The sequence below is a fragment of the Halomonas smyrnensis AAD6 genome (assembly GCF_000265245.1).
GTDB lineage: Bacteria > Pseudomonadota > Gammaproteobacteria > Pseudomonadales > Halomonadaceae > Halomonas > Halomonas smyrnensis.
This window is the reverse complement of record NZ_AJKS02000004.1, coordinates 39460-59209: the sequence shown is the minus strand read 5'-3', so window position 1 is coordinate 59209 and position 19750 is coordinate 39460. Positions and strand designations below refer to the sequence as shown.

18 protein-coding genes are annotated in these 19750 nt (G+C 68.3%); 5 read left to right on the top strand and 13 right to left on the bottom strand.

Going from position 1 to position 19750, the window contains the following annotated elements; genetic code table 11:
- The first annotated feature begins 43 nt into the window (after nt 1-43).
- Nucleotides 44-1099: a L,D-transpeptidase family protein gene (locus UYS_RS0205900; RefSeq protein ID WP_016854579.1), complete on the top strand. Its 1056-nt coding sequence runs from the start codon at nt 44-46 to the stop codon at nt 1097-1099.
- A 163-nt stretch (nt 1100-1262) separates the two neighbouring features.
- Here the strand turns inward: UYS_RS0205900 and UYS_RS0205895 are convergent, their stop codons facing one another.
- Together UYS_RS0205895 and UYS_RS0205890 are read right to left on the bottom strand one after the other, a co-directional pair.
- A complete protein-coding gene (locus tag UYS_RS0205895; protein ID WP_016854578.1) occupies nt 1263-1544 on the bottom strand; it encodes an EAL domain-containing protein in 282 nt (93 codons plus the stop codon).
- Nucleotides 1545-1617: 73 nt separating this feature from the next.
- Nucleotides 1618-3270 (bottom strand): ShlB/FhaC/HecB family hemolysin secretion/activation protein, encoded by a 1653-nt coding sequence (locus tag UYS_RS0205890; RefSeq protein WP_016854577.1) that lies wholly within the window; start codon nt 3268-3270, stop codon nt 1618-1620.
- Here UYS_RS0205890 and UYS_RS18650 point away from each other — a divergent pair.
- Nucleotides 3257-3430, top strand: coding sequence for a hypothetical protein (locus UYS_RS18650; protein WP_192813917.1), 174 nt, complete (start codon nt 3257-3259; stop codon nt 3428-3430). The genes UYS_RS0205890 and UYS_RS18650 overlap by 14 nt on opposite strands.
- A 211-nt stretch (nt 3431-3641) precedes the next feature.
- Here UYS_RS18650 and UYS_RS0205880 read toward each other — a convergent pair whose 3' ends face one another.
- The 4 genes from UYS_RS0205880 to UYS_RS0205865 form a co-directional block, all read right to left on the bottom strand.
- Nucleotides 3642-5171 (bottom strand): collagen-like triple helix repeat-containing protein, encoded by a 1530-nt coding sequence (locus UYS_RS0205880; RefSeq protein WP_016854576.1) that lies wholly within the window; start codon nt 5169-5171, stop codon nt 3642-3644.
- A 409-nt stretch (nt 5172-5580) separates the two neighbouring features.
- Nucleotides 5581-5844, bottom strand: a complete 264-nt coding sequence (locus UYS_RS0205875; RefSeq protein WP_016854575.1) for an Lpp/OprI family alanine-zipper lipoprotein — start codon at nt 5842-5844, stop codon at nt 5581-5583.
- A gap of 178 nt (nt 5845-6022) precedes the next feature.
- Nucleotides 6023-6652 (bottom strand): L,D-transpeptidase family protein, encoded by a 630-nt coding sequence (locus UYS_RS0205870; RefSeq protein ID WP_016854574.1) that lies wholly within the window; start codon nt 6650-6652, stop codon nt 6023-6025.
- Nucleotides 6653-6863: 211 nt separating this feature from the next.
- The gene (locus UYS_RS0205865) at nt 6864-7331 is read right to left on the bottom strand and encodes a hypothetical protein (RefSeq protein WP_026068381.1); all 468 of its coding nucleotides are present in this window, start codon (nt 7329-7331) and stop codon (nt 6864-6866) included.
- A gap of 178 nt (nt 7332-7509) precedes the next feature.
- Here UYS_RS0205865 and UYS_RS0205860 point away from each other — a divergent pair, with 178 nt between their 5' ends.
- Nucleotides 7510-7965: an ion channel gene (locus UYS_RS0205860; RefSeq protein WP_016854572.1), complete on the top strand. Its 456-nt coding sequence runs from the start codon at nt 7510-7512 to the stop codon at nt 7963-7965.
- Nucleotides 7966-8001: 36 nt separating this feature from the next.
- Here UYS_RS0205860 and UYS_RS0205855 read toward each other — a convergent pair whose 3' ends face one another.
- The 4 genes from UYS_RS0205855 to UYS_RS0205840 form a co-directional block, all read right to left on the bottom strand.
- Nucleotides 8002-8466: a DUF6586 family protein gene (locus tag UYS_RS0205855; protein ID WP_016854571.1), complete on the bottom strand. Its 465-nt coding sequence runs from the start codon at nt 8464-8466 to the stop codon at nt 8002-8004.
- Entirely contained in the window at nt 8463-11102 is a 2640-nt protein-coding gene (gene topA / locus UYS_RS0205850) for a type I DNA topoisomerase (protein WP_016854570.1), read from the bottom strand. Before topA ends, UYS_RS0205855 begins: the two co-directional genes overlap by 4 nt.
- Before the next feature lie 230 nt (nt 11103-11332).
- A complete protein-coding gene (locus UYS_RS16985; protein ID WP_016854569.1) occupies nt 11333-13891 on the bottom strand; it encodes a DUF3141 domain-containing protein in 2559 nt (852 codons plus the stop codon).
- A 114-nt stretch (nt 13892-14005) separates the two neighbouring features.
- Nucleotides 14006-14914, bottom strand: coding sequence for an acetyl-CoA carboxylase biotin carboxylase subunit family protein (locus UYS_RS0205840; protein ID WP_016854568.1), 909 nt, complete (start codon nt 14912-14914; stop codon nt 14006-14008).
- Between the two features lie 158 nt (nt 14915-15072).
- Between UYS_RS0205840 and UYS_RS0205835 the strand changes: the two genes are divergently transcribed.
- Together UYS_RS0205835 and lipA are read left to right on the top strand one after the other, a co-directional pair.
- Nucleotides 15073-16059 carry a LysR family transcriptional regulator gene (locus tag UYS_RS0205835; RefSeq protein ID WP_016854567.1) on the top strand — a complete coding sequence of 329 codons (987 nt, stop codon included), beginning with the start codon at nt 15073-15075 and terminating at the stop codon, nt 16057-16059.
- Between the two features lie 137 nt (nt 16060-16196).
- Nucleotides 16197-17255, top strand: a complete 1059-nt coding sequence (lipA, locus tag UYS_RS0205830) for a lipoyl synthase (protein ID WP_016854566.1) — start codon at nt 16197-16199, stop codon at nt 17253-17255.
- Nucleotides 17256-17462: 207 nt separating this feature from the next.
- Here lipA and lipB read toward each other — a convergent pair whose 3' ends face one another.
- The 3 genes from lipB to UYS_RS0205815 all read right to left on the bottom strand — a co-directional run bounded on the left by lipB (nt 17463) and on the right by UYS_RS0205815 (nt 19733).
- Entirely contained in the window at nt 17463-18098 is a 636-nt protein-coding gene (gene lipB / locus UYS_RS17710; protein ID WP_016854565.1) for a lipoyl(octanoyl) transferase LipB, read from the bottom strand.
- A gap of 1 nt (nt 18099) precedes the next feature.
- Nucleotides 18100-18417 carry an HP0495 family protein gene (locus UYS_RS0205820; protein ID WP_016854564.1) on the bottom strand — a complete coding sequence of 106 codons (318 nt, stop codon included), beginning with the start codon at nt 18415-18417 and terminating at the stop codon, nt 18100-18102.
- Nucleotides 18418-18488: 71 nt separating this feature from the next.
- On the bottom strand, nt 18489-19733 hold the full coding sequence (locus UYS_RS0205815) for a D-alanyl-D-alanine carboxypeptidase family protein (RefSeq protein ID WP_016854563.1): 1245 nt from the start codon (nt 19731-19733) through the stop codon (nt 18489-18491).
- Between the last annotated feature and the right edge of the window lie 17 nt (nt 19734-19750).

Below are 19750 nucleotides of genomic sequence, written 5' to 3'. Positions count from 1 at the left end.
CTCCGCGCGAGCGTAGCGCCCCCTGACGCCCCCGATTCGAGACATGACCAAGATGATCCCTTCACCCCTGCGCAGCACCGTGGCCCGCACGACCCTGCTGGTCGGGCTGACCACCGCCCTCGCCGCCCCGTTGCAGGCCAGCGAGGACCTGCCCCGCGGCTACTACTACCTGCCCGAGGAAGGCGACCTGGTCGGCGAGGTCTACACCATCGAGGCCGAGAAAGAAGACACCCTGATCGACATCGGCCACGAGCACGGCATCGGCTATCGCGCCATGGTCCGGGCCAACCCCGACGTCAGCGTGTGGTATCCCGGCGAAGGCACCGAGGTGACGATCCCCGGCCAGTTCATCCTCCCCGACGTCCCGCGTAACGACATCGTGATCAACGTCGCCGAGATGCGGCTCTACTACTATCCGCCGGCCGAAGATGGCGAACGGCGCATCGTCCAGACCTACCCGCTCGGCGTGGGCCGCCAGGACTGGGAGACCCCGCTGGGCAATACCACCATCACCCAGATGGTCCGCAATCCGGCCTGGTACCCGCCGGCATCGATCCGCCGGGAACACGCCGAGGCCGGCGACCCGCTGCCGAGCGTCGTACCCGCCGGCCCCGACAACCCGATGGGCACGCGCAAGATGCGCCTCGGCATTCCGGGCTACCTGATCCACGGCACCAACAAGCCGGAGGGCGTGGGCATGCGGGTCTCCCATGGCTGCGTGCGCATGCTGCCCGAGGACGTGGAGACCCTGTTCGACCAGGTCTCGGTGGGCACCCAGGTGCGCATCATCAACGAGAGCTTCAAGCTGGGCTGGTCCTACGGCACCCTCTACGTCCAGGCCTACCCCTACCTGGACGAGAAGCAGGGCACCACCATCCAGCGCGTCACCGAGGCCCTGGATGAGGTCGATGCCAGCACCGAGGGGCTCGACTACGCGGTGGATTACTCGCGGCTGCGCGAGGTCGTGGAAGTGCCGGGCGGCATGCCCGTGGCGCTCGAGACGCCCCCCGAGCCCGAGCCTGCGCCGCGGTTCTACGAGCAGCTGCAGCTGATCGCCGCCACCGACGATGCCGATGAAGACGAGGCCTCACAAGGCTGATTCGAGACCGGCCGCAGCACCCCGAGGGCCCGGCGATTGCCGGGCCCTTTCGTTTCACGCAGGAGCCTCCCGCAGAGCGAGCACTCCGCCACCGGACGCCGACGACGCTCTCATCGCGTCGTCGCGACACGCGATACCGCCTTCTTCTCTCGGCCCCTCACCGTCATGCGCCGTCAGGCTCGACCGCGCCCATGAGGGACGGATCGTCCGCGCGGCCCGCTCGCGCCGATTCGCCGGCCGCCAGGCGCTCCACCAGGGCCTCCACCGGCTGCGGCTCACCGAACAGCGGTCCCTGCACCGAAACGAAGTTCATGCCGCGAATGGCCACCAGCTGGTCCGAGGTGGTGACCCCGGTCACGGTGATATGGCGCCCCGCCAGCTTGACCATGTCGCGCAGGCTCTTGATCAGCAGGATCGACGCCTGATCGGCGGGCACGCCGCGCATGAGCCGCGACTCCAGCGCCAGTCGCGTCAGTAGCGACCGACTCACCGGCAGCTGATGATGCAGGCCATGCCCGTCAGCCGCCGAAGTCCCAGCTCAGGCGCGCATTGACCCGCCCTTCCCGGGAGGCGTCCTCGGCGGGGAGATCGCCGACGGGGTAGGCATACTCGAGCCCCAGGCGATACATGCTGCCGCGGCTCAGCTCGACGCCGCCGGCCACCGAGGCCAGGTCGTATTCCAGATCGCTGTCGTTGAACTCGGTGTGGGCGCCGTCCATGACCAGGTAGGGCGACACATGCGAGGCCCAGGACGCGCCCAGCGCGTGGCGGTAGCGCAGTTCGATCTCGCCGGCGTAGCCACGCTCGCCCTCGGCCTCGCCGTCGTCGTAGCCACGCGCAAAGCGGCCGCCGCCGTACTGGCCGCGCTCCGGCGCCGGCAGCCGGTCGTCCGACCAGAAGCCGGCCACGCGCATCGACAGCCGCCAGTTCGGCGTCAGCGCCTCCAGCCAGCGCCCGTTGAGCTCGACGCGCGTGTACTCGAGTTCTTCCTGGCCGTTGGCCGCCACCGAGACGCCGTTGACCACATTGCGGATCTCGGTGGTGGTCCGGGCCTCTCCCAGATCGACACCCTGACGCAGCTCGCCACGCGCCTCGAGGCGACGGTTGGCATTACCCTGGTGGTAATGGGTCCCCAGCTCCAGCGTCGAGTAACTCAGATCCTGCCGGGCGCGAAGCTCCGGCCCCAGGTCGGAGCGATAACGATAGTCGGCCGTTTCGTCGAGATGCTCGACGTTGGCCTCGACGCTCCAGCGGCGATTGCGCTCCAGCAGCAGTGGATAGTCGAGCCCCAGGCGATAGCGATCGCGCGTCTTTTCCTGGTCGACCTCGTAGGGCCGCCCGCTCACCAGAACCGGATCTTCCTCGTCGCCTTCGAAGCGCTGGGCGCTCAGGGTCAGGCGCAGGCCGTCGGTACCGAGCTCCTGGCGGTACTGGGCGGCATAGAAGGTATCCTCGTTGTCGACCGGCATCAGGTAGGCGAACGAGAGCGTTTCCGCGTAGGGCGTATGGCTGTGCAGGGCCAGGTTGCCGACCGCATGGGTGTCGTTCTTGTCGCCACCGCCGAGCGTCAGGCCGGCGTCGATGCGGTCGCTGTCCCGCTGCTCCACACGCAGAGTAGTGGCACCGGACGGGGTGCGCGGCACCGGCGCCTTGACCGCCAGGCTCGCCCCCGGGATGCGCTCGATCAGCGCCGTGTAGCGCTCGAAGGTCGCACGCGTCAGCGGGCGCTCCTCGCGCATCCGCTCGGCCAGCCGACGGACTCGCTGGGCCACCGCCGTATCCTCCACGGCGATCTCGGTGCGGGCGATATAGCCCTCGACCACCACGACGGTCAGCGTGCCGTTCTGGAAGTTGTTGCTGGGCAGATAGGCATAGGAAAGGGGGTAACCGGCGTCCTGGTAGCGCCGCGAGATCGCTTCCACGGCCTCGACCAGTCGCTCGACACTCACGCGCTGCCCAACGAGCGGCTGGAGGGGGGCACTCAGGGCATCGAGTTCGAACACACTGCCGCCGCGAATCTGCACGCGCTCCACCGGCACCTGAGTCTCGGGGGCGATCGCCCCGGCGGCACCGGGCAGGCTGATCTCTGCCCCGCCCGCTCCCTGCTGCTCCAGCGTATCCTGCACCGGCTGTGTCAGCGTCGGCTGACGCTCGTCGATGACCGATGGCACATCATTGGCCTGCGCCGCCCCCGACAACAACGAAACGACCATCATCGCGGTCAGTGGCACAAGACTCTGCCGCATGCGCGTCGCGCCCAACCTTGGCATCATGTTTTTTTCCCTGCGTTTTATTCAGTTCCTAAAGCGCCTTCGCATCATTATCGTGTGAGCGTTTGGCGCATCGGCCGCACGGCTTTATCCCAGCGTTACATGCCGAAGTCTGAAACTGATTAGCACAAATTCCGCACTCGATGACAACCCAAGATTATTAAAACCTAATACAAAGGACTGCCATACCGGCCACTGCGGACCTCGGGACGCACACACGACGAAGGGCCCGGCGTTTGCCGGGCCCTGTTACACGCGTGGCGCCATCGCCCTCAGCGCTGACCGAGCAGGCCTCCGCCCAGCAGGCCACCGAGGAGACCACCGCCACCATCGGCGCCGGCATCATCGCCATCGGACGAGGAGCCGTCCAGCAGGCCGCTCGTCACGTCGTCCACCGTGCCGGTCACACCCTGCAGGGCACCGCCGGTCACACCATCGACGGCATCGGTCACGCCATCCATGGTATCCGAGACGCCACTGAGCAGACCCGCGTCGCCACCCAGCAGGCCATCGGTCACGCCGCTCAGCAGCCCACCGTCGCCTCCCAGGAGGCCATCTTCGCCGCCGGCCACGCCGCCCAGCAGGCCACCGTCGCCCCCCAGGAGACCGCCATCGCCACCGGCCAGGCCGCCCAGCAGGCCACCATCGCCGCCGGCCAGGCCACCCAGCAGGCCACCATCGCCGCCAAGGAGGCCACCACCGGAGGACAGGGAACCCGTCAGCAGGTTATCGTCGCCGACGACCTCGCCGTCGCCACCGACCAGCAGGCCGCCGGTCACGCCACCCAGCAGACCACCACCGCTTCCCAGCAGGCTGCCATCACCACCATTCGTGGACAGCAGGCCGCCGGCATCGGCCACCAGCTGACCGGTGGAAGTCACCAGGTCGCCGACGCCCGCGAGCCTCACGTCGTCTCCCAGACGCTCGCCCAGCAGGACGACGGCACCACCGGTCTTGGCCAGCAGGCGACTGCCCACGGGGCCAACGACCAGGGCGTCACCGAGGCGCTGGGTGGTCCCTTCCAGGTTCACGACCAGCGGCCTGACCACACCGGTCAGCTCACTCGTCAGGCCGGACAGGTGGCCGTCTTCGTCGGTCAGCGTGAAGGTCAGGCGATCGCCCACCGCGGTGATCGTGGCGCCGAGCTGGTCGACCGTGCCGCCCGCGCTGGCGAGCACCCCGGTGCCATCTTCCACCTGCATCAGCACCGGCAGGGAACCCAGCCCCTCGACGATACCGCCCGTGCTGCTGACGGCCTTGCCGGTCTGGGATACCAGCCCCGTCGCACCGCCCAGCGTCGTGCCCAGGGCATTGTCGTTCTCGCTGAGGTTGCCAAGCCCGTCACGCAGCCCCGTGGCCAGGCTGTCGACGCCACCGCCAAGGTCCTGGACGACCTGGCCGGTACCGTCGGTCACGCCGCTGACCACCGGAGCATCCACCTGCTGGATCTTGCCCCCCAGCGTCGTGACGGTGCTGCCCACCGCACCCGAGGCGCCGGCGACATCCTGCAGCACTCGCTCGGTGCTGGAAGCGGTATCACCGGCGCCATCTCCACCGTCGCCGGAACCATCGCCGCCGCCGGAGCCATCGCCGTCGCCGGAACCATCGCCGCCGCCGGAGCCATCGCCGCCGCCGGAACCATCACCGTCGCCGGAGCCATCACCGGACTCCATGCCACCGTTGCCGCCATCGAGCGGCTGAGAAATGTCCGAGCTGCCGCTACAGCCGGCCAGCGAGATCGCCAGCACCAGCGCCGTCAGCGGAAAGATACGTGTGCTGAATTCCGTGTTCCCTGCCATCATCACGTTCCTCGTCTTTTTTTCCGGAGCCATCATCCATCGGGCGGAGGGGCGATATCCGACGAATGCATCACTCGCGTAAGCCTAATGAAGGAACGAAGGCTTTTCATACCATCTAAATTTTCTTATATATTGATGCAAGTCATTGAAAAACAGATGATATTACACAATAAGGCAAAAATGACTACACACTCTGTACGATATCTCCTACACGCATCATGACCATGAACGCCACCAGGGGCGCGACAAGAGCGACACCCCGGCCCGGCCAACGTCGTCGGGCGCCTGGATGACACTCCCGGCGTGATGTCCTGCCGCTGTGCCAGAGACACAAAAAAGGCCACCCCTCTCGCGAGGGGTGGCCCGGGGTATGGCATCACCAGGCGAGCAGGCCTGGCCAGCCGCTACCGACTTACTTGCGCATGGAACGCTCGAACATGCGGTTCATCTCTTCACGGTTCTGCTGGGACATCTGCAGAGCCGCTTGAGCGTCGCGCTGAGCCTGGTTGGCGGTGTTCTGCGCCTGGGTCGCGATGCTGCGAGCTTCCGCGGCGTCGGCCTGTGCGGATTCGGCAGTGGTGCGAACTTCTTCCAGGGCGCTGGAAGAGGCGCAACCGGCCAGAACGGCGAGAGAGGCGGCAGCGGCGGACAGCTTGAGAGTAGTCTTCAGAGTCATGGTGTTCTCCTTGAGTCTTCCTTGGTACTGCGTTGGTGATGCCTGACAACCAGGCGTCCTGCTATCGCAGGTTCTAATGCAGCAACAATGCCTGCTGCGAACCGGAGACGTCAAATGCTGGGCGTTTTTCACGACAGCACACGCCCACCGGCTAGAACGTCCTTAGCGCATATAAAGACTAGCGGATGACGACCCGCGTGCCAATGTCGATCATCGACGACAGGGTATCGATCTGCCGATCGGTGACCGCGACACAGCCATCGGTCCAGTGAAAACGTCGGTGAATCTCGGGGTCGGCCACGCCGATGCCGTGGATACCGATGTAGCCGCCCAGCACCGTATCCTGCGGCGGCGTGCCGTGGCGACGATAGTAGCTGAAGTAATCGTCGTAGTCCTGCTGGCTGTAGACCCCGGCATTCAGCGCCATGCGGGCATGCGTCGGCGTGGGGTAATCCAGCCCGACGAAGGTGCGGTACTTGCTCTGATAGTTGAAACGCGTGACGCGAAATTCGCCCAGCGGCGTCGCGCGATCGCCCCGGGTACGCTCCGCTCGGGCCCCACCGCGACCGAGGGAGATCGGCGAGAAGCGCTCCACTACCCGGTCCCCACGGAAGACGCTCAGACGAGCCTCATGATCATCGACCAGCACCCACAGCTCATCGGGGGCGCGCGGCGTGCTGGCCCGCGCCAGCAGGTCGCTCATCAGCGTGGCCGCCGGGGCGGAGGCCGACCAGAATGGCAGACTCAGCGCCAGCAGGCCGAAACGCCGCCGGCTCAGACGGAGCCGCTCTTCTCGATGTTGCGTCATGGGGAAAGCCGGTAGCCGGAAAACGAGGAGGCCGTTATATCGCATCTGGACACCGATGTCAGTCGACAACCGCCACACCCGACCTCTTCCTGCCGGCGAAACCGTTCGATGCCAGGATGAGGCGGTCGACGCCTCCCTTCGCCGGCCGACTTGTCACCCCCTGGCGACAACCGAAACCTCTGCACTCGACACGGCCGAAACAGTGGCGGATTCAGTAGGCTTCCAGCCGCTGGATATCCCGCACCAGGCGCCTCACCTCGGCGTCTTCGGCCTGCACCAGTGCCTCGAAGAACTCCCTCTCCGGGTCGCTGCCGGCGCGCTCCACGCGGTGCCGATAGAGATCCTGCAGCGTGCGATGCATCGTCAGCGCCGTCGACAGCACCGTCTCCACATCCTCGCCGTCATCGCCTTCGGGCAGGCGCTCGAGCACCGGCGCATGAGGGAACTCCTCGGGATCATCGAACCAGGCATCGAGCACGCGCCGATGCTCGCTGCCTTCGGCGAAGTAGGCCTCGAGCTCGCGCTGCATGCGACGCTCGTGTTCGGCGAGATAGTCCAGCGCCATCCGTCGGCGTTCGCCGACACCCTCCTGCGCGGCCCACCCGACGTAGGCCTCATCGAGCCGACCGTGATAGTCCGCCGCCCAACGCACCAACTCTCTGACCTGATGAAAACGCATGGCACACCCCCAGAGACACGATGACCGCGGGAATCCCGTTTTCATGCTCCCGCTGATGATATCCTAGTCGACACGGGCACCATGCCGGCTTGATGCACGTCATTCGGACGCATCGAGCCCGGTCGTCGCGGACAACCGGTCAGCGCGCCACCGGCCATGCATATTCGAGGAGCGGCCATTGATCGAGCTGTTGCTGGACAGGGGCCACCTGCTGGTGGCGGGCACCACCCTGGTGGTGGTGGCGGCCTGCGTGCTGCTGCACTTCGAGGCGTCGAGCGTGCTGAGCCGGATGATGCGGCGCACCTCGCCGTCGCGGCGGCGGCGCTTCCTGGGGCTGATGTACGGCCTGCTGGCCGCCCACGTGCTGGAAATCTGGCTGTTCGGCCTGGCGGCCTGGTGGCTGACGGACGCCACGACGGCCACCGTGGCCGGCACGACACCGATGGAAAACGGGCTGGACTACATCTATCTCTCGGCGATCACCTTCACCACGCTCGGCTACGGCGACGTCTTCCCCGAGGGCCCGCTGCGCTTCCTGATGGGCACCGAGTCGCTGACCGGCTTCATGCTGATCACCTGGTCGGCGTCGCTGACCTTCCTGGAAATGCAGCGGCACTGGAACGACCGCGGCTAGACACTGGCAGGATCCCACGCCTCGCCGCGGCCGTCGTTACCACTCTTCGCTGGTCTGACGCAGGTCGCCGATCTCGCGCTTGGCGGCCGCCAGGACGTCGTGCAACTCGTCACCCAGGGCAGCGGCGCTGCCCACGGCGATGATGCCCTGGGCCGCGCCGCTGGCGCGACGCGCCACGCCGTCGCTGGCATGCAGCGCCTCGAGGCGGGCGATCAGCCGCGCGAGCCAGCTGTCCGGTCGCCGGGCCAGGCTGCGCAGGCGCTCGAGCTCGGCCAGCGGCTCGCCGTCCGCCGCCAGCAGCTCGTGCCAGTCGTGACGCTCCAGACGGGCATGCTCGGTCACCTCGCGCAGCAGCGACTCCAGCGCCAGCTCGAGCATCGCCAGCGCCCCCTCTTCCCCGGCCATGCGGCGTGCCTCGGCGTGCTCGTCATCGCCGGCGGGCGTCGTCAGCAGCAGCTCGGCCTGATAGAGCAGCTGATTGGTACGGGCTCTCGGGGTCACTTGCGCTTGTCCTCCACCTGCCATTTACCGTCGTCGAAGGTGGCCTTCCAGCCGGTGGCCTTGCCGTTGTCCTCGGTCATCAGGAACTGCGCCTTGGCCTTGCGCGAGAAACGGATCTGGGCCGGACGACCATCGGGATCGGCGTCCGGCGCGTCGAGCAGGTAGCGGTACTTGTCCGGCAGCTCCTCGGCGTGCGCCTTGAGCTCGATCACCAGCGGCGGACGGGTCTCGCGGTTCTTGGGGAACTTGCTGGCCGCCAGGAACAGGCCGCTGGCCCCGTCGCGCAGCACGTAGTGGTCCTCGACCTTCTGACAGGCCAGCTCCGGCATCGGGATCGGGTCCATCTTGGGCGGCGCGACCTCGCCGTTCTTGAGCAGCTTGCGGGTGTTCTTGCAGCTCTCGCTGGTGCAGCCGAAGTACTTGCCGAAGCGCCCGGACTTGAGCTGCATCTCGCTGCCGCACTTGTCGCACTCGATGGTCGGGCCCTCGTAGCCCTTGATGCGGAACTTGCCCTGCTCGACCTCGTAGCCGTCGCAGTCCGGGCTGTTGCCGCAGACGTGCAGCTTGCGATCCTCGTCGATCAGGTAGCTGTCCATCGCCGTGCCACACTTGGGGCAGCGGTGCTTGGCGCGCAGCGCATCGGTCTCGGCGTCCTCGTCGGCATCGGCGGCCACCGCCTCGTCGCCGGGCAGCAGATCGATGGTGGTCTTGCAGCGCTCCTTGGGCGGCAGGTTGTAGCCGGAGCAGCCCAAAAACACGCCCGTCGAGGCGGTGCGGATCTGCATCTTGCGCCCGCAGCTCGGGCAGTCGATGTCGGTGGGCACCGGCTGATTGGGACGCATGCCCTCCTCGCTCTGGGCCTCGTCGAGCTCCTCGCGGAACTCGGCGTAGAAGGCGTCGAGCAGCTCGCGCCAGCGGCGCTCGCCCTCGGCCACCTCGTCGAGGCTGTCCTCCATGCGCGCGGTGAAGGAGTAGTCCATCAGGTCCGGGAACGACTCCTTGAGCCGCTCGGTGACGATGTCGCCGAGCTTCTCGGCGTAGAAGCGCCGGTTCTCCAGCGTGACGTAGCCGCGGTCCTGGATGGTCGAGATGATCGCCGCGTAGGTCGAGGGCCGGCCGATGCCCTTCTTCTCCAGCTCCTTGACCAGGCTGGCCTCGGTGTAGCGGGCCGGCGGCTTGGTGAAGTGCTGCTGTGGGTCCAGCGACTCGAGGGTCAGCGCCGCGCCCTCGGCCAGATCGGGCAGCGACTGGTCCTCGTCCTTGCGCCCCATGGGCTTCATCACGCGGGTGTAGCCGTCGAACTTGAGCACCCGGCCCTTGGCCTTGAGCTCGTAGCCGTCGGCGGCCACGGTCAGGGTGGTCGAGAGGTATTCGGCCGGGGTCATCTGGCAGGCCACGAACTGGCGCCAGATCAGCTCGTAGAGCCGCTCGGCGTCACGCTCCATGCCGGCCAGATCGGTGGCCCGGCGGGTGACCGCGGAGGGGCGGATCGCCTCGTGGGCCTCCTGGGCGCCCTCCTTGCTGGAGTAGCGGTTGGGCGCCTCGGGCAGGTAGCGCTCGCCGTATTCCTCGCCGATGAAGTCGCGCACGCCGTCCACCGCCTCGCGGGAGAGGTTGGTGGAGTCGGTCCGCATGTAGGTGATGTAGCCCGCCTCGTAGAGGCGCTGGGCCAGCGTCATGGTCTTCTTCACCGAGAAGCCCAGGCGGCCGCTGGCGGCCTGCTGCAGGGTCGAGGTGATGAAGGGCGCATTGGGCTTGGAGCGGGTCGGCTTGTCCTCGCGGGAGGTGATCGCCAGATCGGCCTGGCGCAGCGCCGCGATGCGCTCCAGGGTCTCGGCCTCGGAGGTCGGGCGGAAGGCCTTGCCGTCCTGGCGCGCCAGCTCGAAGCGCACCGGCTCGGCCGAGGGATCGTCGGCCGGCTTGAGGTCGGCGTGGACGTCCCAGAACTCCTCGGGCACGAAGGCGCGGATTTCGCGCTCGCGCTCGACGATCAGGCGCATGGCCACCGACTGCACGCGGCCGGCGGACAGCCCGCGGGCGATCTTCGCCCACAGCAGCGGCGAGAGCATGAAGCCCACCACGCGGTCCAGGAAGCGCCGCGCCTGCTGGGCCTCGACCCGCGGCATGTTCAGCTGGCCCGGATCCTCGAAGGCCTCGTGGATGGCGTTCTTGGTGATCTCGTTGAACACCACGCGCCGATAGCGCGACTCGTCGCCGCCGATGGTCTCGCGAAGGTGCCAGGCGATGGCTTCCCCCTCGCGGTCCAGGTCGGTGGCGAGATAGACGGTATCGGCCTTCTCGGCGAGCTTCTTGAGCTCGGCGACCACCTTCTCCTTGCCGGGCAGGATCTCGTAGTTGGCTTCCCAGTCATGCTCGGGGTCGATGCCCATGCGCCGGATCAGCTGCTCGTGGGACTTGCGCTGGCGATACTCGGCCTTCTCCTCGGCGGACATCTTGCGGGTCGCCGCGGCCTGCCGGGCACGCTCCTTGGGATCCGAGGCCGCCTTGCCCGAGCCGCTGGTCGGGAGGTCACGAATGTGCCCCACGCTCGACTTCACGATGAACTCGTTGCCGAGATACTTGTTGATCGTCTTCGCCTTGGCCGGCGACTCGACGATGACCAGAGACTTGCCCATAGTGCTCCAAACGTCTGTAGGCGCGGGAAAACCCGCGTCGAACGGAATCGGCCACCCGCTGGCGGGTGAAAAATGCGCTTACCCTACCCCAGCGCCAGCCAACACGCCAGTCGCGGGATTGCCGGGCCTTTGACCCTAGACCGCCGCCCCCGGCTCGGCAAGCACCGTCCCCAACGCAGGCGCCCCCGCCGGGAAATCGGCGGGGGCGCGGTGCGCGACGCTCTCGAGCGTCAGCTCTTGGACTCGGGCGGCTTGCGGCGCCGTGCGCCGGTCTGACGCGGACCGCTGCGGCGCGCCCCGGACGTCGCCGACGATGCCTTCACCTTCCCCGACGCCTCCGACGAAGCGGTCTCGGGCGCCGAAGATGCCTTGGACGCCGTCGCGGCCTTGCTAGGAGTGCTCTTGGCCGGAGCGTTCTTGGCCGGAGCGGCCTTGGCAGGGGCCGTCTTCCTGGCGGCCGGGCTCGTCTTGGGCGTCTCGGCGGCCTTAGCCGCCCCGGATGACGCGGGCGTCTCAGAGGCCGGCGACGTGCCGGACGCCTCTAACGACCCCGCCGCGCCGGGCGCCCCCTCCGGCGTCTCGTCCGGCGTGGAAGACGGCGCCGGCTCGGGGCGGGCGCTCTCGAACAGCTCGCGAATGCGCGCGAAGCGCTTGGCGGCGCGATCGCTGAGCTCGCCGCTGGCCGCCAGCACGTGGTCGATGTGCTCCAGATGGGCGTCGATCTCGTCGGCCGCGAGCCCTTCCAGCAGCGTCGGGATCGTCTCCAGCGCCAGCTCACGGTCCTGCTCGAGGATGAAGAACTGCTCGCGCACCAGGTGCTTGAAGTCGGCCAGACGGGCATCCGGCTCCAGCTCGGCCCGCGAGGCCCGCAGGCGCTGGAAGTTGCGCCCGTCGGTGGCCGGCGCGCCGCCCAGCACGTAGATCACCGAGCGCATCACCGCCTCGTGGCTGCCGCCCTCCGCGACCCGGGTACGGATCGCCGCGTGACGCTGCTGCACGAAACGACGCTGCTCGGGCTCGGCGCCCGGCTGGCGGCGCACCGGGGCGTCGCCGCCGAGGCCGACCAGCAGCTGCAGCAGCGGCTGGCCATAGACGTCCTGGAACCAGCGCTCGAGGCTGCGGTCGCGCAGCTCGCGCCAGGCCTCCAGGGCATGGGTGATCTGGCTCGACACCACGCCCTCCAGGGCGCGGAAGACGTTGTCCTCGCCGACCTCGTGACGATCGCGGCGAACTCGATCCGCCAGCACCGGGACCGGCACCATCAGCGGATTGCGATCGGAGAGCAGCCGATAGCCCAGGCGATTGGGGTGCATCCGACGCATCCAGTGAGCCGACTCGGGCGTGGCCAGCGCCTGCACCCAGGGCTGCAGGAAGGCGCGATAGAGGCCCTGATTGATCTCGGAGACCCGGGCCACGGTGGCGAAGCGACGCTCGTCGTCGGCGCGGTGCTGGATCTCGTGATCCAGCTCCTCGACGCTGCGCGGCTGGAACTCGAGCAGGTAGTCGCGCTCGATCAGCTCGGCGTCGGGGCGATCCTCGGCCCGCGAGATCGCGGTCTCGTAGAGCCCCGGCGGCAGCACGTCGATGTAGTCCATGTTGGCGGTGAACTCGGCGTGCTCCTTGCGCGACACGCTGCCCGACACGAAGATGCCCAGATGCCCGGTGGTGTCGTGCACGCAGTAGACGATGGTCTGCTCGTTGGCGATCAGGTCATCGGTGTCCTGGTAGAGATCCTGCACCCAGCCCAGGGCCTGGGGCGGCGGCGTGATGTCGTCGCCCCGCGAGCAGAACACCACCACCGGTGAGCGCAGGTTGCGCAGGTCGATGCGCCGGCCGTCGGCGGTCACCATCTGGGCGGTGGAGAGGCGGTTGCCGACGAACAGGTTGTCGACGATGTACTGGATCTCCTGGCCGCCCAGCACCACGTGACCGCCCCACCAGCGTTCGAAGTCCAGATAGCGCTCGGCCTCGGTATCGACGCGGGAATAAAGGTGGTACTGCTTGCTCCACCAGGTGTTGGCCGGGTTCAGGCGCTCGAAGTTCTGCACCAGCCAGGCGCCGTCGAACAGGCCGTCGCCCAGGTCGCTGAGCAGCGTGGTGACCCAGCTGCCGCCGGTCATCCCGCCGGTATAGCGCATCGGCGCCTGACCGCGGTGGCCGGCCCAGTAGGACAGCGGCGCGCCGGCGATCAGGATCGGTCCGAACACCTCGGGTTCGAGCGCCGCGGCCATCATGATCTGCCAGCCGGCCTGGCAGTTGCCCACCACCATCGGCTTCTCGGCGGTGTCCGGGTGCAGCGAGATCACGTGGCGCAGGAAGGCCACCTCGGCCTCGACCACGTCCTCGACCGTCTGGCCGGGTTCGGGGTAAGGCAGAAAGCCGATGAAATAGCACGGATGGCCGGCGCGCAGCGCCACCCCGAGCTCGCTGTCGGGCTTGAAGCCGCCGATGCCCGGCCCGTGGCCGGCCCGCGGGTCGACGACCACGAAGGGCCGCATCAGCGGATCGGTCTCGACGCCCTCGGGCGGCAGGATGCGCATCAGTTCGTAGTTGACGGGACACGGCAGGTCGCGGCCGTCGAGCAAGACCTCGGACTCGAAGCCGAGCACGTTGGGCTTGGTCTGCTCGATGTGTTCCAGATACTGGTTGCCACGCTGGCGCATGACATCCAGGTAAAGCGTGCTGCGCTCCAGGCCGTCGCGCCAGTAATCGACGGCGGCGCGGCCGAAGCCGAAGGGGTCCATCCAGGACGCCAGGGCGGGAGGCAGAGTCGGCATGAGGGGAATCATATTATCGACGCTCCATGGGTCGCCATGGGGATAAAGGCGGTCACGCCTCCAGCGCCGAACCGCCTTTGCTGCATCGCAATATAACCCACACGCCGCCGCGTGGCGAGAGCCACCTTACTCGAGGGGCCAGTGCGCTCGCGCGCCCTCCTCACCCAGCAGCGCGGTCAGCACACGACGGGCGCGCCCCTGCAGGTCCTCGGGTCGCCGCCCCCACACCACCAGCCGCGCTTCCTCCCCGGAGCCGGCGCCGTCCAGTCGCACGCCGGGACCGCCATCGAGCCGCGCCTCCCCGGGCAGGATCAGTCGCCACAGCCGGGCATGGCCGCGGGCGGTCAGCCCGCTCTGGCGCTCACCCAGGCGCTCGCCGCCCCACAGGCGCCACTGGGCCACCAGCGGATCGAGGCCGAACAGCGACTCGTCGAGGGCCTCCTCGCCGTTCGGCCCGGGCACCAGGGAATCGAAGCCCACCGCATTGTCGAATACGCGAAACCTCGCCTCGACCAGCCCCGTCGCCCCGAGCGCGGCCACGGCCTGGCCGGCCAGCCGCCCCAGATAAGCGCTGCGCTCCGGCGTCAGCCACGGCAGTGGCGCCAGCGATGCGCCATCCGGCAGCGTCTGGCGCGGTGCCAGATGCACCATTCGCCCGGCGCCGTCGGCCAGCAGCGCGACGCTCACCAGGGGGCCGGACGCTTCGGCCGCCAGCGGCAGTCCGGCCTCCTGCATCAGCCGGCGCATGGACGCCTCGTCGGTCATGGCGGCGAGCAGCGTCGTGCCCTGGCCCAGAAAGCGCAGCCCGGCCTCGCGACAGGCCCGGGCCAGGGCGAGCTGACGAGACGGCGCCGCCTCGCCGGGATGCAGGGCATCGCAGCCCAACGCGCGCGCCCTGGCCACCAGCGCGGGGGGCTCGCCCTCGGCGCTGTGCGCCAGGATGCCGAGTTCCCGGGCGGCCTGGCACAGCCGCAGGGCGGCCACGCCATGGCCCACCACCAGCGGGCGACGAGGAAGAGAGAGCGAAGAGGACATGAGCGGATTCCACAGGCTGATGATGACGGCGCCGGACACGGCCGTGGGCAGGAGCCCGCCCGCGGCGCCGAATGTCGGACATTACCGGCGGGCACCGCCGAGATGCTAGCATGAAGAGGCCCTGCCGGACGCTTCCGCGCCGCCGCTACGGATGATCCATGAACACGCCCAAGCTGCTCAATCGCCTGACCTTTCGCCAGCTCCAGGTATTCCGCGCCGTCCACGAGCGCCAGTCCTATTCCCGGGCGGCGGAGGCGCTGGGCCTGACCCAGCCGGCGGTCAGCGCCCAGATCCGCCAGCTCGAGCAGGCCCTCGGCCATCCGCTGTTCAAGTATGCCGGGCGCACCCTGCACGCCCTGCCCGCCGCCGACGCCCTGGCCGCCTCGACCCAGGCGATCTTCGGCCAGGTGTCGCGGCTGCAGATGAGCCTGTCCGACCTCGAGGGCACCATCACCGGCGAGCTCAACCTGGCCGCGGTGTCGACCGCCCAGTACGTGGTGCCGCACCTGCTGGCCCGCTTTCGCGCCCACTATCCCAACGTCCAGATCCGGTTGCGGGTGTGCAACCGCAGCCAGGCCCTGGAGCGTCTGGCCGAGCGCCGCGACGATCTGGTGATCATGGCCCGGGTGCCGGACGACGACGCCCTGGAGTTCATGCCGATCCTCGACAACGAGATGATTCCGGTGGTGTGGCCGGGCCATCCGCTGCTCGAGGCACAGCGCCCGACGCTCGAGGATCTCGCGCGCCACTATCTGCTGATGCGCGAGCCCGGCTCCGGGGTGCGCGGCGCGCTGGAGGAGCTGGCCGCCGACCAGGACGTGCGCCTCGATCACGCCATCGAGATGGGCACCAACGAGGCGGTCAAGCAGGGCGTGATGGCCCAGCTCGGCGTGGCCGTGCTGCCACGCCTGGCGGTGCGCCTGGAGCTCGAGGCCGGGCTGCTGGCGACCCTCGACCTGCCCGGCTTCCCGCTGCGCCATTCCTGGTGCACCGTCTATCATCGCGAGCGCTTTCCCACCCCGGTCACCGAGCTGTTCCTGCGCTTCGTGCGCCGTCATCTGGACGAGTGGCAGCACCATTTCGCCGCCGGCCCCGCGCCCCTGCCCAGCCACGGCGTGGCCTGCCTGCCCAGCGCCCTCCCCTGAGGCGCCTGTCCAGCCGGACAGCAAATATGGTAATTTAAGCGCCCGAGATTCTGGATAGACAGATCCTAGACAGCACCACCGGCCGCCCGAGGGCGAGACGCGCGGCGACCGGCCGCCGAGTGGAGAAACGCCAGCTCATGAGCGACAACACCAGCAAGTCAGTGTCCAGCGGCGAGAAATACCGCAACGAACACGGCGCCACGGCCATCAAGGATGGCATGAAGGCGCGCCAGCAGGCCGAGGACAGCCCGGAACTGGGCCGCAAGCCCAAGTGGCTGCGGGCCCAGATCCCCGGCGGCGAGCGCTTCGACGCCGTGAAGAAGAACGTGGCCGAGCATCGGCTGAGCACCGTGTGCGCCGAGTCCCACTGCCCCAACATGGGCGAGTGCTGGAGCAACGGCACCGCCACCATCATGCTGATGGGCTCGGTGTGCACCCGCGCCTGCCGCTTCTGCGCCGTCGACACCGGCAACCCCAAGGGCTGGCTGGACCCCGAGGAGCCCGAGAACACCGCCAAGTCGGTGGAGCTGATGGCCCTGCGCTACATCGTGCTCACCTCGGTGGACCGCGACGACCTGCCCGACGGCGGTGCCGGCCACTATGCCGACTGCATCCGCGCCATCAAGGCCCGCACGCCCGAGGTCGCGGTGGAGGCCCTGACGCCGGACTTCGACGGCGCGCCCAGCGCCATCGAGAAGGTGGTGGACTCCGGCCTCGAGGTGTTCGCCCAGAACGTCGAGACCGTGGAGCGCCTGACCCGCCGCGTGCGCGACCCCCGCGCCGGCTACCGCAAGACCCTGGACGTGCTGGCCCACGCCAAGCGTCATCGCCCGGACGTGATCACCAAGACCAGCCTGATGGTCGGCCTCGGCGAGACCGAGGAAGAGATCATGCAGACCTTCGACGACCTGCGCGAGATCGGCGTCGACATCGTCACCCTCGGCCAGTACCTGCGCCCGACCCGCAACCACCTGCCGGTGGAGCGCTGGGTCACCCCCGAGGAGTTCGAGCGCTATCGCCAGAAGGGCCTCGAGAAGGGCTTCATGGAGGTGCCGTCCGGCCCGCTGGTGCGCTCCAGCTATCGCGCCGACCGGGTGTTCGAGAACAACAACCTGGGCCTGGAGCTCGCCTCTCCCGTCGAGGTGCCCGGCCAGGAAGCCGACCCGAACATCATCCCCGCCCGCAACGTCAGCTGAGGCAAGCTGAAAGCTGAAAGCTGAAAGCTGAAAGCTGAAAGCTGAAAATCGGCAGCCTGAAATCGCCCAGAGCAAAAGAAACCCCCGAAGGCTTAACCTTCGGGGGTTTCTTGTAGCTCGGCGCTTGTAGCTCGGCGCTTGTAGCTCGGCGCTTGTAGCTCGGCGCTTGTAGCTCGGCGCTTGTCGCTCGGCGCTCGGCGCTTGTCGCTATCCCGCGGCGTCGACCAGTTCGCGACCCAGCTCGCGGGCCAGACAGGCGGCGAGCGCCTCGCCGACGTCCGACACCGACGGCGCATCATCCTTCAGATCGGCCACCCGGGTCATCGCCAGGCCGGCGTAGCCGCAGGGGTTGATGCGCTCGAAGGGCGAGAGATCGCCATCGACGTTCAGGGCGATGCCGTGGAAGCTCGCCCCGCGCCGGATACGCAGCCCCAGCGAGGCGATCTTGGCCTCGCCGACGTAGACGCCGGGTGCGTCGGAGCGGGCACGGGCCTCGATGCCGTACCCGGCCAGCAGCGCGATGGCGGCGTTCTCCAGCGCACTGACCAGCTCGCGCACGCCGATGCCGGCGCGTCGCACGTCCAGCAGCGGATAGAGCACCACCTGCCCGGGGCCGTGATAGGTGACCTGGCCGCCGCGATCGGTCTGCACAACCGGGATGTCGCCGGGCATCAGCAGATGCTCGGGCTTGCCGGCACGCCCCTGGGTGAACACCGGGTCGTGCTCGACCAGCCACATCTGGTCCGGGGTGTCGGCGTCGCGGGTATCGGTCAGCTCGCTCATCGCCCGCCAGACCGGCTCGTAGGGTCGCCGGCCGAGGCGATGCAGCGTCAGCGGGGCCATCTCAGAGCACCATGTGCACGCGCTCGCAGGCCTTGAGCTCGGCGAACAGCGCCTGGAGCTGGGCCTCGCCGGTGGCGCGCAGGGTGATGCGCACCGAGACGAAACGCCCGTTGCGGCTCGGCACGATCTGGATGGCGTTGGCATCGAACTCGGGGTCGTGGCGGGTCACCACCTGGCACACCACGGCGGTGAAGTCCTCGGCGGCATCGCCCACGACCTTGACCGGATAGTCGCAGGGGAATTCGATCTTGGGGGGCTCACCGCCGCCGGAGGCGGTGGTGCTGGGCTGGCGCAGGTCGCGCAGGGTCTTGTTGCTCATCCGTCAACCGTCCGAAAGCATGTCGACCCATTATTCTACGCGACCCGCGCCCGCCCACCAAGGCGGCCCGCTCAGTCGAAGAAACCGCCCACCAGGTTGATGAAGAAGCGCTGCACCTTGTCGAACATGCGCTTGAAGAAGCCGCCCTCCTCGACCGGCTCCAGCGCCAACAGCGGGCGCTGCCCCACCACCTCGTCACCGAGGCGCACTTCCAAGGTGCCCACCTGCTCGCCGGCGGCGATCGGGGCGGTGATATCGGAGCGGATATCCAGCTTGGCGGTCAGCTCCTGGTCGCGGTTGCGCGGCACGGTCATGAAGACGTCCTGGTCCACGCCGACCTTGAGCTCGTTGCGATCGCCGCCCCACACCCGCGGGGTGTTGAGCACGGCACCCTGGTCATAGAGCTTGAGGGTCTCGAAGTAGCGGAAGCCGTAGCTGAGCAGCTTCTGGGACTCCTGGGCCCGCGCCTCCTTGGAGTCGGTGCCCATCACCACCGAGATCAGGCGCATGTCGTCGCGCTCGGCGGACGCCACCAGGCAGTAGCCGGCGGCTTCGGTCCAGCCGGTCTTGAGGCCGTCGACGCTGGCATCCCGCCACAGCAGCAGGTTGCGGTTCGGCTGCTCGATCCCGCCGTAGGTGAAGTGCTTCTGCTCGTACATCCGGTAGTGATCCGGATAGTCGTTGATGATGTGCTGGGCCAGGATCGACAGGTCGCGCGCCGAGGAATAGTGGTTGTCGTGCGGCAGGCCGGTCGGATTCTCGTAGTGGGTGTTGGTCATGCCCAGCTGCGCGGCGTGCTGGTTCATGAGATCGGCGAAGGGCTCGGTGCCCCCGGCCAGATACTCGGCCATGGCCACGCTGGCATCGTTGCCGGAGACGATGACGATGCCGTGCAGGAGCTCGCTGACCGGCACCTGGTCGCCGACCTCGACGAACATCTTGGAGCCACCGGTACGCCAGGCCTTCTCGCTGATCGGCACCATGTCGTTCGGCGAGATGTTGCCGGTCTCCAGCTCACGCTCGACCAGGTAGGCGGTCATCAGCTTGGTCAGGCTGGCCGGCGGCAGCCGCTGGTCGGGGTTGTGCTGGGCCAGCACCCGGCCGCTGTCGGCATCCATCAGAATCCAGGAGCTGGCCGCCAGCCGCGGCGGCGACGGAATCACCGTGCGCGGAATCGCGGCGGTGGTATCGGGCTGGGGCACCTGCGCCAGCAGCGGCGAGGATACCAGCGACAGACAGATCAACAGTAACGGCAGCAGCCGGCGTAGCGTGGTGGTGCTCAGGGGTTTCATGAAGGACAGTCTCTTCGGGAACATCGGGAAGATTCGGGGCC